Below are 15,177 nucleotides of genomic sequence, written 5' to 3'. Positions count from 1 at the left end.
ATCGCCAACGACAGCGCCACGGTGGTGATTCCGAGCGATACGCTGGCAGACGGCGACTACAGCGTCGAGGCGGTGATTTCTGATGCCGCGGGCAATAGCTCCGCGGTGTCCAACAGCATCGCCTTCAACGTGGATGCGACCAGCCCCGGTGGTGACGCCGGTACAGACGCCCCGACTCTGACGATTGCCGAGGCCGCGGATGGCATCAACGCCAGTGAACTGGCCGATGGCGTGCAGGCCGAGGTTGGCCTGACCCCCGGCACCGAGGCCGGTGACACCATTACGCTGCGTATCACCGATGCCGATAACGTGACCTCCGAGGTTTCCTATACGGTCACAGCGGACGACGTCACCAACGACAGCGCCCCGATGGTGATCCCGAGCGATGCGCTGACAGACGGCGATTACAGCGTTACGGCGGTAATTTCTGATGCCGCGGGTAATAGCTCTGAGGTGTCTCCTGAAGTCGAATTCCGCGTGGACACTGCCGCGCCTGAGGTACCGAGCATCACGACCGCCTCGGACGACGTGGGCGAGGTGACCGATACGCTTGCCAGCGGCGATAGCACCGACGACACCACCCCGGCGCTGTCCGGTACCGCAGTGGCGGGAAACACGGTGACCATCCGGGACGGAGACAGCGTGCTGGGCACCGCCGTTGCGGATGACAGCGGCCATTGGAGCTACACCCCGGTCTCAGACCTCGGCGAAGGAAGCCACAGCTTTACCGCTACTGCCACCGATGCCGCTGGCAATACCTCGGAGCCGAGCGACGCCTTCGAGCTGATCGTGGATACCATCGCGCCGATGGCACCGGTGATCACGTCGGTGACAGATGAGGTGGGAGATATCACCGGGGAGCTGACCAGCGGTGACAGCACCGATGACACCACCCCGGCGCTGACCGGCACCGCCGAGGCGAATAGCACGGTGACCATCCTCGACGGAGACACCGTACTGGGCTCCGTCGACGCCGACGGCAGCGGCAACTGGAGCTTTACACCGACGGACCCACTGGGCGAAGGCAGCCATAGCCTGACGGTCACCGCGACGGATCCCGCCGGCAATACCTCGGAGCCGAGCAATGCCTTCGAGCTGAGCGTGGATACCATCGCGCCGATGGCACCGGTGATCACGTCGGTGACAGATGAGGTGGGAGATAACACCGGGGAGCTGACCAGCGGTGACAGCACCGATGACACCACCCCGGCGCTGACCGGCACCGCCGAGGCGAATAGCACGGTGACCATCCTCGACGGAGACACCGTACTGGGCTCCGTCGACGCCGACGGCAGCGGCAACTGGAGCTTTACACCGGCGGACCCACTGGACGAAGGCAGCCATAGCCTGACGGTCACCGCGACGGATCCCGCCGGCAATACCTCGGAGCCGAGCAATGCCTTCGAGCTGAGCGTGGATACCATCGCGCCGATGGCACCGGTGATCACGTCGGTGACAGATGAGGTGGGAGATATCACCGGGGAGCTGACCAGCGGTGACAGCACCGATGACGCCACCCCGGCGCTGACCGGCACCGCCGAGGCGAATAGCACGGTGACCATCCTCGACGGAGACACCGTACTGGGCTCCGTCGACGCCGACGGCAGCGGCAACTGGAGTTTCACCCCGGCGGACCCACTGGACGAAGGCAGCCATAGCCTGACGGTCACCGCGACGGATCCCGCCGGCAATACCTCGGAGCCGAGCAATGCCTTCGAGCTGAGCGTGGATACCATCGCGCCGATGGCACCGGTGCTCACGTCGGTGACAGATGAGGTGGGAGATATCACCGGGGAGCTGACCAGCGGTGACAGCACCGATGACGCCACCCCGGCGCTGACCGGCACCGCCGAGGCGAATAGCACGGTGACCATCCGGGACGGTGGCACCGTACTGGGCTCCGTCGACGCCGACGGCAGCGGCAACTGGAGCTTTACACCGACGGACCCACTGGGCGAAGGCAGCCATAGCCTGACGGTCACCGCGACGGATCCCGCCGGCAATACCTCGGAGCCGAGCAATGCCTTCGAGCTGAGCGTGGATACCATCGCGCCGATGGCACCGGTGATCACGTCGGTGACAGATGAGGTGGGAGATATCACCGGGGAGCTGACCAGCGGTGACAGCACCGACGACACCACCCCGGCACTGACCGGCACCGCCGAGGCGAATAGCACGGTGACCATCCTCGACGGAGACACCGTACTGGGCTCCGTCGACGCCGACGGCAGCGGCAACTGGAGCTTTACACCGACGGACCCACTGGGCGAAGGTGACTACCGCTTTACCGCTACTGCCACTGATGCTGCCGGTAATACTTCCGATCCGAGCACGGCCTTTGAACTGATCGTCGACACCACCAGCCCTGGTGGCGATGACGGCACGGCAGCCCCGATGCTTACGATCACCGAAGCCGCGGACGGCGCCATCAACGCCAGTGAACTGGCCGATGGGGTAGAGGCCCGCATCGAGCTGACGGACGGCACCCAGGCCGGGGACACCATCACCCTGCAGATCGATAACGCCGACAACGTGACCCACACGGTCACGGCGGACGATGTCAACGCCGGCAGCGCGAACATCGTGATCCCGAGCGATGCGCTGGCAGACGGCAGCTACAGCGTCGATGCGGTGATTGCCGACGCCGCCGGCAATAGCTCCGAGCCGTCTGCTGCTCTCGACTTCAACGTGGATACGACCGCGCCTGGCGGTCCGAACAACGCGATCGCCTTCGATGATGAGCTGATCGGCGATGCGGAAGCGACGGATATTTCCCTTCGCGGGCAGATCGATGCTGACAGCACCCTGTCCAGCATCGTGATCAGTGACGAAGATAGTGATACCGCCGATATCACCGTCGACCCCAGCGCTATTACCGTGGCTGTCGATGGCACGGTGAGCGTCACGGGTCTCGACCTCAGCGCGCTTGCCGATGGCGAATTGACGGTCACCATGACGCTTGAGGATGCCGCCGGTAATAGCGGGACCGTGACCGATACCTCGACCCTGGACACCACGGGGGCATTGATCGCCGACAGCAGCGAGGCGCTGAACGAAGCGGTGGGTGCCACGGTTTCGGGCAACCTGGCCGTGGCCGGCAATGACTGGGGGGATCTGGCGCAGATCTCGGTCATCCCACCAGAGGGGCTTACCGCCGGTGGCAGCGATGTCACCTGGGCGGGCAGCTACGATGCCCAGCAACAGAGCTACATCATGACGGCGACGGCGGCAGGCAGTGACGTCGCGACGCTGGTTATCGACGGGGCAACGGGGGCCTACACCTTTACCCAGTTGGCGGCGCTGGATCACCCGTCGCTCGGTGCGGATGTGCTGGACCTTGGCTTCCAGGTCTCGACCGTGGACGACGCCGGCAACAGCGCCGAGGGCAGCCTGGAGATCCAGCTCACCGACGCCGTGCCCGACGCCGCGGCTCCTGTCATCATCGATACCGGCGCGATGACACAGCCGGTGAAAGGCACGCTGGTCGATGACTTTGGCGCCGATGGCGGTGTGGTCAGCTCCATCGTGATCGATGGGGTGACCTTTAGCTACGCCCAGGATAGCGGTAGCGTGGAGCAGCAGGGTCAGTCCGACCTGATTGCCGGCTACCAATACGACGATACGTCCAGCCAGTTGACGGTCACCACTGTGAAAGGTGAGACATTTGACGTCAATCTTGCCGACGGGACCTACCGCTTTACGCAAGATGCTGCTGATGGTCGCGACTTTTCTGCCAATGAGGCTCCACAGGCTTGGCTGGGAGATGACGGGAGTCTACTCGGGCTTGTCGGGGTCGAGGCGCTTACCTTATTAAGCTTTGGTGGAGACCAGAGTTACGGCGTCCTGGATGCTGACAATGACATAAACAAAGTCACGATATCCTTTAATTCTTCCTTAAATCTAGGGGTTTCCGGGTTCCAATATTCGGAGGAAATGGCCCGTGCGTTTGGGTTGACGGTGAATAATGACAATAAGACAGGGCAAGGTCTGCTGGGGCTTTTTGATGGAGAGGCTGTCATCACCATGGAAGCCAATGGTGATGAGCTTAGTACTCAGCAGTGGAACGAGTTCCTCGGTTCGATCTATTTTGATAAGTCTCTAATTGGCCTTAATTTAACGCCAACGGTGAAGGTTTCGGTCGAAGATGCTGCTGGAAACTCTAGTGAGCCGGTGTCCTTGACGAACTTGGCCGATGTCAGTTTGCTCAATGGCGGCGACGCGCCTGGCTACCTTGTAGAAGATGGCGACGGGGCGGCCGATCCCGATGCGGGTAATATCACCGGCACCGCCAACAGCGATCGCCTCTATGGCTACGGCGGCAACGATACCCTGAGCGCCGGCGCCGGCAATGACATCCTGCGGGGGGGCGCCGGCGACGATATCCTGTCGGGAGGAGACGGCGATGACCTGCTGATCGGCGGCGCCGGAGCCGATACCCTGACCGGTGGGACGGGCCGCGATGTGTTCCGCTTTGAAGCCGGAGACGCTGGGGCCGCCGGTAGCCCTGTCGTCGATACCATCACCGACTTCTCCCTCGGCGATGGCGATATTCTGGACCTTCAGGGCCTTTTGCAAAACGAGGTCAGGATCGGTACCGATCCCGGCAACCTGACCAGCTTCCTGCACTTCGTGCGCACCGCGGATGGCGATACCCGCCTCGAGGTCAGCTCCAGCGGCGGCTACCTGGGTGGCTACGCTGATAGCGCCACGGACCAGGTCATCCTGCTCAAAGGGATTGATCTAGGAGCCGATACGGCGTCCGACTGGCAGATCATTCAGCAACTTCTCGAGGGCGGCCATCTCTCGGTGGACACCACCGTTCAGGCGGGAGAGACGGCGGTCGGCGGCTTCAAGTCGTTCACCGAGATCGGCGCGACCCTGACCGATGGGGACGGCGACAATGCGTCCACCAGTGTGGTGGTCGATGAGACCGGAACGCTGGATACGCCGATGGTCCCGAGTGACCCCGATCCGGACAATACCGCGCCGATCGTGCAGGCCGACAGCGGCTTGCTGGGGCTGTTGGATGTCTCGGCGCTGGGCATCATCGACCTCAATAGTCAGGCGTTGGTGGCAGCCGATGCCGAGAACAATCTCGAGTCGGTCACGATCGACTTCCGCCCCTTGCTCGATATCAATCTGACCGACTCGGTCGAACTGACGGCGTCCCAGGCCATGGCCGACGAGCTCGGTCTGAGCATCTCGACCGAGAGCTCCAGCGGCGTCCTCGGGCTCGTGGCGCCACGGGCCTCGCTGACGATCACCGCACTGGATGGTGGTCCCATCGACAATCTGGCGGTCAATGAACTGCTGGGCAGCGTGAAGTTTACTGATGGCGACGGTGGTCTGCTCGATCTTGGCACTAACCTGCAGGCCAGCGTGCTGAACGCGCTTCGGATCAGCGCTACCGATACCGAAGGACTTCAGGACAGCGAACTGGTCGTCAACCTGGCGCAGACCGAAGTCCTGGATCAGCTCTTCGGCGGCAGCACCTACATCGAAGAAGGCGATGGAGGCAATAACGACCTGGATGGTGGCCTCGGCAACGAACGCTTCTATGGCTACGCCGGTAACGACACCATCGACGCGGGGGGCGGCAATGATCTGCTGAGAGGCGGAGCAGGCGACGACGTCCTCAACGGTGGCGATGGCAACGATCTGCTGATCGATGGTCAGGGCAGCGATACCTTCGATGGTGGAGCCGGCAACGACGAGATTCGTCTTTCCGGGACGAACTTCAATGCCATCGACGGCGGTGCCGGTGAGGATGTGCTGCTGCTCGATGGCGGCATCGACCTCGACCTGACCGACCCTGGAGTCGGAACGGTTGGCAATATCGAACGCATCGATCTGGGGGACGACGACGGGGCATCCCGCCTGACCCTCGATGAGAGTGAAACCATCGCCCTGACCGATGACGACAACCTGCTGACGGTGGAAGGCGATGACGGCGATACGCTCAGCGCTACCGGCGCCGTGGCCACGGGCAACGAGCAGACCAGCGGCGATACTACCTATGTCGAGTACAGCCTGGGCAGCACCACGCTGCTGGTGGAAGACACCGTCAATGTGGAGGTCAATTGAGGGTGGGGGTAGCGCCTGGTGCAGTGAAAGCAAGGCCAGGTCGATCACGCAGGGCAAGGCGCCGTTCGTGGCTCGCTGGCGGGGCGCTGATGGTCTGCGTCCTTCAGGCCCAGGCGCTGAGTCTGTCGGAGGCGGTGGTCCAGGGGCTCGCCGTCAACCCCCAGGTCGGGGCCGCGGAATCCGATGTCCGCGTGGCCGCTACTGAGGTGGATATCGCGCGCGATAGCTACTGGCCCTCGGTGGAGGTGTCGGCGGGCCCCGAGAACTCGCTGATGGGAGAGTTCGGCTACGACGTCACGGCGACCCAGGTGCTGTATGACTGGGGGCGCATTGCGTCACAGGTGGCGTCTGCGTCGGCCGAATATCGGCATCGGTTGGCTTCGCTCAAGGTGACCAGCGACGAAGTGGCGCTGGATATCATCGAGCTTTACCTCGACGTGGTGGCGGCTCAACGCCGTGTCGTCGAGGTGGAGGGCTACCTGGGCCGGCTCGAGGCGTTGGCGGCGATGACCGACCAGCGTGATCTTGGTGGCTACAGTGATCGCAGCGAAAGCGAGCGCAGCCGCCTGGACATCGCCCGCGCCCGCGAGCAACTGGCGATGGAGCGGGGTGGACTGCGTGAGGCCCGGCAGGAGCTGCGGGTGCTGCTGCAACGGGACATCCTGGCCACCCAGATGCCCGACCCGGAGGATTATCTGGCAAGCCTGGCCGCGCCGGCGCAGGTGGACCGTGCGATCGAGGACGCCCCGGTGCTCGAACAGAGCGAGGCCGACGTGTCTGTGGCGAAGGCTGAGCTGGAAGAGTCCGGGGCGGCCTTGATGCCGCAGCTCAACCTCGAGGGTTCGCTGCTCAGGCGTGAGGTCGGCGGAGTGATGGAGGAGGACCAGGTGATCGCCCTGCGTGTGCGCATGGAGCCCATTCAGGGGCTGTCCAACTGGCGAAGGACCGACGCTGCCGCCCAGCGGGTGGAGTCCTCGCAATTCTCGCGGCGGGCCACCCAGCGTGATCTTCAGCGCACCATCGCCGGCCTGAAGGAGCAGTACCAGGTGACCCAGTGGCGCCTGGAAGGGCTCGAGGAACAGATCGATCGGGCCGGCGAGGTCCTGGCGACCTACGAAGACCAGTTCAGCGTCGGCCTCAGGGATATCGCCGATCTGCTCAGTATCGAGAGCGAGCGGTTCGAAGCGGCCAGACAGCGTATCGACGTGGAAATCCAGCAACTGCGCCTGCAGTACCGGGCCGCTTCGCAGTTGGGAACGCTGGCCGCCGTCGTGCCGAGGTTCGAGGAACAGGATATCGCGCAGGGAGGCTGAGCGATGGAGTCGTCACAAGGCGTGACTGGAGACGCATTACGAGAGGGGCTGGTCGTGCTGTGCGAGCAGTGGGACCGGCATTGCACCACCGCCGAACTCGGCGACGGCCTGCCGCTGGAGCAGGGGCAGCTACCCGTGTCCGAGGTGCCGCGCGCGCTGAGGCGGGTACAGATGAAGGCACGCTGCCTCGATGTTCCGCTGGACAGGCTGGCCGATGACCTGCTGCCGGTGCTGATAGAGCTGGACGACGAGCGCTGGGTAACGGTGGTGGCCCGTGAAGAGGGCGCGATCAAGGTACTGCTGAGTGAAAGCGGTGGTGGCACCGAGTCCTGGAGCCCCCGAGAGCTTTGCGCCAGGCACACCGGCGTGACGATCGTTGCCAGGCCGGACCTTCAGCCGGATGATCGGGCCGGAGGCTTCGCCGAGGAGCCCCAGGAGCACTGGCTGAAAGGCCCCCTGAGCCGCTGCTGGGGAACCTGGGTGGAGGTCGGCGTGGCGGCCTTGATGGCCAACCTGCTGGCCATCGGTACGGCGCTGTTTGCCATGCAGGTGTATGACCGGGTGGTGCCCAATGAGGCGTTCTCCACCCTGTGGATCCTGGCCAGCGGTGTCGGCCTGGCGATCCTGCTCGAATTTGGCCTGCGGGTACTGCGGGCGAGCCTGCTCGACAATACCGGCAAGCAGCTCGATCAACAGCTGTCGTCGCGGCTCTTTTCACAGGTGATGAGCCTGCGCCTGGCGGCCAAGCCAGGATCGGTGGGGGCCTTCTCCAGCCAGATTCGAGAGTTCGAGAGCGTTCGCGAGTTCCTGACGTCTTCCACCATCGGTGCGATCAGTGACCTGCCCTTCGTCGTGCTGTTTCTCGGTGTCATCTACTTTATCGGTGGCGACATGGTGTGGGTACCGGTGGCAGGCATCGTGATGATGGTGCTGCCCGGCCTGCTGGCCCAGCGCAAGCTGGCGCGGCTGTCGCGCCAGAACCTGCGTGAAGGGGCGGTGCGCCAGGGGGTACTGCTCGAGACCATCGACCATCTGGAATCGGTCAAGGCCAGCCGTGCCGAGGGCCGCCACTTACGGCTGTGGGACAGCCTGTCGGGGGAGCTCGCCGACGCCTCCGCCCGCCATCGGCGGCTGTCATCCAAGCTGACCTACGGCGCTTCCATGGTCCAGCAACTGGTGTATGTCGGTGTGGTCATCGCCGGTGTCTACGTCATCGCCGCCGGCGAGCTGACCGTCGGTGGCCTGATCGCCTGTACCATCCTGACCTCACGGGTGGTGGCGCCGATGGCGCAGGTGGCCGGCATCCTGGCGCGTTGGCAGCACGTCAAGGTCGCCATGGAGGGCCTGGATAGCCTGATGGACGCCCCAACAGAACGCCCCGCTGGACGCCAGTTTGTGCGCAAGGAGCGGGTCCAGGGGCGTTACGAACTGCGCGAGGTCGGACTCGCCTATCAACAGGACGCGCCGCCGGCCCTGGCGCTAGACTCGCTGTCGATCGCCGCGGGCGAGCGCATCGCTCTGCTGGGGGGCAACGGCGCGGGCAAGTCGACCCTGCTGCGGCTGCTGGCGGGGTTGATCGATCCGGCGAGCGGGTCGGTCCAGCTCGACGAGGTGAACCTGAGCCAGATCGAGCCAGGGGATCGTCGCCGGGCCATCGGCTATGTGCCCCAGGACATCGCGCTGTTCCACGGCACCCTGCGCGACAACCTGATGCTGGATGGCGGCGCCTATCACGACGAGGAACTGATGGAGGCGCTCGACCATGTCGGCCTCGGTCGCTTCGTCCGGCGACACGCCCTGGGGCTGGATATGCCGCTTCAAGGCAATGCCAGCCTGTCCGGTGGACAGCGCCAGGCGGTCGGCCTGGCCCGGCTGATCCTGCAGGATCCGCGCATCGTGCTGATGGATGAGCCTACGGCTGCCTACGACCAGTCCAACGAGCAGCAGGTCATCGCCTTCCTTTCGCGCTGGCTGGAGGGGCGGACGGTGGTGATTTCCACCCACAAGAAGTCGCTGTTGTCGTTGGTACGCCGGGCGGTGGTGCTCAAGGATGGCCGACGGGTCATGGATGGCCCCGTCGACAAGGTGGTCTCGGGCAATCGGGTCAGGACCACGGCCGCCCGCGCCGCAGGAGGGCAGTGACATGGCTAGCACGACATCACGACAGCGACGGGTGCTGGAGCACCTACAGGGGGGAGGCTCGCTGCCTCAGGGGACCCACGCCATCCTGTGGGCCTGCGTCGCCACCATCGCGAGCTTTATCGCCTGGGCGTCCTGGGCCACCATCGACGAGGTCACTCGCGGCGACGGCAAGGTGGTGCCCTTGTCACGCATGCAGACGATACAGAGCCTGGAGGGCGGCATTCTCGAGCGCCTGCTGGTGCAGCGGGGCGAGCGGGTCGCCGCAAGGCAGCCCCTGCTGCGGCTGGACGATACGCGCTTTCGCAGTGCCTACCTGGAAACGATGAGTCAGGTCGAGGTGCTCAGGGCTTCCATCGCGCGCCTGGAAGCGGAGGTGCTGGAGCAGGAGAGCATCCGTTTTCCCGACGATATCGATGAACAGGGCGAGCTGGCGCGCTCCGAACGCGCGTTGTTCGAGGCCCGGCGCAATCGTCTGCTGCAGGCGGAGGCCTCCATCGAGGACGAGATGGCCATCGCCAGGCGCCAGTTGAGGCTGCTGGAACCGCTGGTCGAGCGACGCTCCGTCAGCGAGATGGAGGTGCTGAAGCTGCAGCAGACGGTGGCCTCGCTGGCCGGCAAGCTGGCCGAGATGCGCAATACCTATGTCCAGGACGCCTATGCCGAGCTTTCCACCAAGCAGGCGGAGCTGTCGACGCTGGAGCAGACCCTGTTGCAGCGTCGCGACCAGCTTGAGCGTACAGAGATTGTGTCGCCCGTGCATGGGCGGGTGAACGATATCATGGTCACCACTACCGGCGGTGTCATCCAGCCTGGCGAGCCGATCCTCGAAATCACGCCGCTGGAAGACCAGCTGTTGATCGAGGCGCGTATTCGACCCGAAGACGTGGCCTTCGTGGCGCCGGGCATGCCGGCCAGCGTCAAGATCACGGCCTACGACTACACCATCTACGGCGACCTGGAAGGCACGGTGGAGCAGATCAGCGAGGATACCATCGAAGAGGAAACGCCGCGTGGCAAGGTGTCCTACTACGAGGTGCTGGTGCACACCGAGGAAGCCCACCTGGAGCGCCACGGCGAGCGTCTCGCCATTCGGCCCGGCATGGTGGCCGAGGTCGATATCCAGACGGGGGAACGATCACTGCTGAGCTATCTGCTCAAGCCGATCATCAAGGCCAGGCTGTATTGAAGTTCGTAATGTGCCTGACATCGTTCGGTAATGGCGTGTTGTTGACGGTGCCGGCAGGGCCTACGCCGGCTATGGGCCTGGATCTCCATGCGTGGTGCGGGAAAGAGCATGGAGGGCTGCACCAGCTGGGGAAACAGTAGCACCCAGCATCGCCAGCCGCCCGGTGAGCCCCCATACTGAGCGTTACGCGGCCGCCGCAGGCTCGGCTCTGCCGGCGGTCAGGGAGACACGCGACCTTCGAGGAGTGGGACCCATGAGCTATACGCCCTCGGCACACCGCTACGAGCGCATGCCCTATCACCGCTGCGGGCGCAGCGGCCTGAAGCTGCCGGCCATCTCGCTGGGGCTGTGGCAGAACTTCGGCGAGAACGCGAGCCCCGAGAATGCTCGGGCCATCTGCCGCACCGCCTTCGATCACGGCATTACCCACTTCGATCTGGCCAATAACTACGGGCCGCCGCCGGGCAGCGCCGAGTCGCTGTTCGGCCGTGTCCTCAACAGTGATTTCGCCGGCCATCGTGACGAGCTGGTGATCTCCACCAAGGCGGGTTACTGGATGCATCCGGGGCCCTACGGTGAGTGGGGCAGCCGCAAGTACCTGCTCTCCAGCCTGGATCGCAGCCTCGAGCGGCTCGGCGTGGACTACGTGGATATCTTCTACTCCCACCGCTTTGACCCCGAGACGCCTCTGGAGGAGACCATGATGGCGCTCGACCAGGCGGTGCGGCAGGGCAAGGCGCTCTACGTCGGCATCTCTTCCTACAGTGCCCAGCGCACCCGGGAGGCGGTCGAGATTCTGCGCTCGCTGGGCACACCCTGCTTGATCCACCAGCCGAGCTACTCGATGCTCAACCGCTGGATCGAGACCGATGGCCTGCTGGAGACCCTCGATGAGCTGGGCGTCGGCTCGATCGTCTTTTCGCCGCTGGCTCAGGGGTTGTTGACCGGCAAGTACCTGCAAGGCGTGCCCGAGGATAGCCGTGCCGCCTTGGGCCAGAGCCTGAAAGAGGGGCACCTCTCGCCCGAGAATCTGGCCCGGGTGCAGGCGCTTGACGCGATCGCCGAACGCCGCGGCCAGAGCCTGGCGCAGATGGCCATCGCCTGGGTGCTGCGCCGCGGTCGCGTGACCTCGGCGCTGATCGGCGCGAGCCGCCCGGAGCAGCTGCTTGAAAGCCTGGGGGCCCTCGAGACCCCGGACTTCAGCGATGCGGAGCTCGCTGAGATCGATCGACATGCGGTCGATGGCGGCATCAACCTGTGGGCGGCCTCCTCGCAAGGGTGATTACCTCTTATAGCAAACCCCTGAGCACCCGCTGAGCAAATCCCCCAAGACCCCCTGAGCATGGATGCCGGTCGCGTGGCCGGCATCTGGGCCGAACAGGCCAGTCTGGCCGCCGGCCTTGGCGACCCCGAGGCCCTTGTGTCGGCCGATCGCCGCGGTGATGCGCCGGCCTACACACTCGGACATGAATGATATTGATGTTCGTCATGAGTTTCTTCATCTTGATTCATGAGGCGATGGTTTCGATAATCTCACTCATGGTTTCGTCAGTGGCGTTCCCGCTGGGCAGTGACCGCCACCGCGGCCCGCTATATCGGACCTGACGAGCTCGAATGGCGACGATCCAGGGAGTCATCTCGAATATTTATCAATAGAGAGATGCCTTGGGTTCATGTCTCAGGAAGCAGGATGGCAAGTCTAAATGGATAAGGATTTTGCATTCAGCGTCAAGCGTATTCGATTCGATGAGAACTATCGGCCATCGGACAATACCCGTATCACGACCAACTTTGCCAACTTGGCAAGAGGTGAGCAGCGTAAGGAGAATCTTCGCAATACCCTGAGGATGATCGACAATCGCTTCAATGCCCTGGCCGATTGGGATAACCCGGAGGGTGATCGCTATGCCGTGGAGCTTGATATCATCTCTGTTGAGATGACCGTCGATGCCGCCTCCGGTGATAGCGCGCTTCCGCTTATTGAAATCTTGAAGACAACCGTTGTCGATAAAAAGTACGGTGAACGAATTGAAGGCGTCGCCGGAAACAATTTCTCCTCCTACGTGCGGGATTATGACTTCAGTGTAGTGCTAAAGGAGCACAACAGGGATCAGAAGGAGTTCAGTGTTCCGAGTGACTTTGGCGTTCTGCATGGCAGCCTTTTTAAGGCGTTTGTCAACTCGAATACGTACAAGACGTATTTCAAGAAGCCTCCTGTCATCTGTATCAGTGTTTCGAGTAACAAGACATATCACCGCACCGAGAACCACCACCCCGTGCTGGGTGTTGAATATGCTCAGAAAGAGCATTCATTGACCGATGATTACTTCAGCAAGATGGGGATGAAGGTCCGCTACTTCATGCCTCCGGGTAGCGTTGCGCCCCTGGCCTTCTATTTTCAGGGTGACCTGCTTGGCGATTACACCAATCTTGAGCTTATCAGTACCATCAGCACCATGGATACGTTCCAGAAGATCTATCGCCCGGAAATCTACAATGCCAATTCTGCGGCGGGGAAGGCCTACCAGCCAAGCTTGAAACAGCAGGACTACTCACTGACTCGCATCGTCTATGACAGAGAGGAGCGTAGCCGGCTAGCGGCTGAGCAGGGGAAGTTTGTTGAGGAGAACTTCATCAAACCCTACCGAAATATACTCGAGCAATGGTCCGCCAACTGCGCTCTTTGATCCATTCATCACGAGGTCTTCCATCATGGCAAAGCTGTTACCCACATCGACGGCCGGTAGTCTTCCCAAGCCCTCCTGGCTCGCACAGCCGGAGGTGCTGTGGTCACCCTGGAAATTGCAGGGTGAGGGGTTGGCGGAAGGCAAGCAGGACGCATTGCGCCTGGCACTGCATGAGCAGCAACAGGCGGGCATCGATATCGTCAGTGATGGCGAGCAGTCGCGTCAGCACTTCGTCACGACGTTTATTGAGAATCTCAATGGCGTTGACTTCGACAAGCGCGAAACCGTCAGAATTCGCGACCGCTATGATGCCAGCGTCCCGTCGGTCGTCGGTGAGGTATCCCGTCAGAAGCCCGTTTTCGTCGATGACGCCAGGTTCTTGCGCCAGCAAACCACGAAACCCATCAAGTGGGCGCTGCCTGGGCCCATGACCATGATCGACACCCTCTACGATGGTCACTACCAGAGTCGTGAAAAACTGGCGTGGGAGTTCGCCAAGATCCTGAACCAGGAGGCACGCGAACTGGAGGCGGCGGGTGTCGATATCATCCAGTTCGATGAGCCCGCCTTTAATGTCTTCTTCGATGAGGTGAATGACTGGGGTATCGCGACGCTGGAGAAGGCGATCGAGGGCCTGAAGTGCGAGACGGCCGTACACATCTGCTATGGCTATGGGATCAAGGCGAATACCGACTGGAAAAGCACCCTCGGCAGCGAGTGGCGGCAATACGAGGAGGTGTTCCCCAGGCTGCAAAAATCCAGTATCGATATCGTCTCCCTGGAGTGCCAGAACTCCCGCGTTCCCATGGAGCTTATCGAGCTGATCCGTGGCAAGAAGGTCATGGTGGGGGCGATTGACGTCGCCACCAATACCATCGAAACACCGCAAGAGGTAGCCGATACCCTGCGCAAGGCGCTTCAGTTTGTCGACGCCGAGAATCTCTACCCCTGCACCAACTGCGGCATGGCGCCACTGTCTCGCCAGGTGGCCAGAGCCAAGCTGAATGCGTTGAGTGCCGGGGCTGAAATCGTCGCAGCGGAACTCGCTGGCTAGGCTAACGACCTCTCTGCAGGACCCTGTATAAGAAGGGCCCGGCCAATGGCCGGGCCCTTGTCCTCATGAAGCTCCTTATGCTGTCAGGTCCGGGAGCCGCATGTGTCGATCACTCGGCGGCATCCTGGGTCTTCTTGCCGACGTTCTCCAGTGCCTTGCCGATGCTGTCCAGGGCACGTGAGGCCCCTTCCTGAGTGGTGTCCCAGGCGCTGGCTGCGCCCTCCTTGGTCTGCTCCCAGGCCTCGTGAGCGCCCAGGCGAGCGTCTTGCCACCAGTCGTTGTCATAGGTCGGCTGCTGGCTGATCTGGGCGTCGCTCATGTCGACGATCACACGGTATTCGATGTCATCGATGTCGTCGCCGTTATGAGTTTCCACGCTGAATCGGCCTGCCTCGATCACGAACTCATGGTCGTCGTCGATATCGAGTAGTTCCCCGGTATCGATCACCAGGGCGCGCACCCTCATGTCGTTATCCAGCAGGACATCCTCGACCTCACCGATTTCCCGGCTATCGGCCGCGGTGTAGACATCGGCGTCGAGCAGTTCATCGCTGGAATAGAGGCCCTGAGGCTCCGCCATGGCCGATGCGGATAGCAGCAGGCCGCCAGCGACCAGGGTGCTCAGAGTGGCGTGACGCAGGAGAGGCTTTCCATACAGCATGTGATGACTCCTTGTTCCTTTCCTTATGTCAGGCCCGTCGACGCGGACCC

General features: G+C 62.8%; 9 protein-coding genes. 8 read left to right on the top strand and 1 reads right to left on the bottom strand.

The window, feature by feature from the left end; genetic code table 11:
* Positions 1–21: 21 nt before the first annotated feature.
* The 8 genes from RM463_RS15630 (at position 22) to RM463_RS15595 (ending at position 14,466) form a co-directional block, all read left to right on the top strand.
* The gene (locus RM463_RS15630; protein WP_311430551.1) at positions 22–6,084 is read left to right on the top strand and encodes an Ig-like domain-containing protein; all 6,063 of its coding nucleotides are present in this window, start codon (positions 22–24) and stop codon (positions 6,082–6,084) included.
* An 89-nt stretch (positions 6,085–6,173) separates the two neighbouring features.
* A complete protein-coding gene (locus RM463_RS15625) occupies positions 6,174–7,397 on the top strand; it encodes a TolC family protein (RefSeq protein WP_311430550.1) in 1,224 nt (407 codons plus the stop codon).
* A gap of 3 nt (positions 7,398–7,400) precedes the next feature.
* Positions 7,401–9,539 carry a type I secretion system permease/ATPase gene (locus RM463_RS15620; RefSeq protein WP_311430549.1) on the top strand — a complete coding sequence of 713 codons (2,139 nt, stop codon included), beginning with the start codon at positions 7,401–7,403 and terminating at the stop codon, positions 9,537–9,539.
* A gap of 1 nt (position 9,540) precedes the next feature.
* Entirely contained in the window at positions 9,541–10,725 is a 1,185-nt protein-coding gene (locus RM463_RS15615; RefSeq protein ID WP_311430548.1) for an HlyD family type I secretion periplasmic adaptor subunit, read from the top strand.
* Positions 10,726–10,978: 253 nt separating this feature from the next.
* Positions 10,979–12,007 (top strand): L-glyceraldehyde 3-phosphate reductase, encoded by a 1,029-nt coding sequence (gene mgrA / locus RM463_RS15610; protein ID WP_311430547.1) that lies wholly within the window; start codon positions 10,979–10,981, stop codon positions 12,005–12,007.
* Between the two features lie 60 nt (positions 12,008–12,067).
* A complete protein-coding gene (locus tag RM463_RS15605; RefSeq protein ID WP_311430546.1) occupies positions 12,068–12,199 on the top strand; it encodes a hypothetical protein in 132 nt (43 codons plus the stop codon).
* A gap of 229 nt (positions 12,200–12,428) precedes the next feature.
* Entirely contained in the window at positions 12,429–13,412 is a 984-nt protein-coding gene (locus RM463_RS15600; protein WP_311430545.1) for a DUF1852 domain-containing protein, read from the top strand.
* A gap of 25 nt (positions 13,413–13,437) precedes the next feature.
* Complete coding sequence (locus RM463_RS15595; RefSeq protein ID WP_311430544.1) at positions 13,438–14,466, top strand: methionine synthase; 1,029 nt, start codon at positions 13,438–13,440, stop codon at positions 14,464–14,466.
* Positions 14,467–14,575: 109 nt separating this feature from the next.
* Here the strand turns inward: RM463_RS15595 and RM463_RS15590 are convergent, their stop codons facing one another.
* Positions 14,576–15,127: a PRC-barrel domain-containing protein gene (locus RM463_RS15590; RefSeq protein ID WP_311430543.1), complete on the bottom strand. Its 552-nt coding sequence runs from the start codon at positions 15,125–15,127 to the stop codon at positions 14,576–14,578.
* Positions 15,128–15,177: the final 50 nt, after the last annotated feature.

This window comes from Halomonas sp. LES1 (assembly GCF_031846005.1).
In the GTDB taxonomy this organism is placed as follows: Bacteria; Pseudomonadota; Gammaproteobacteria; order Pseudomonadales; family Halomonadaceae; genus Halomonas.
This window is presented reverse-complemented; position numbering and strand designations above follow the sequence as displayed.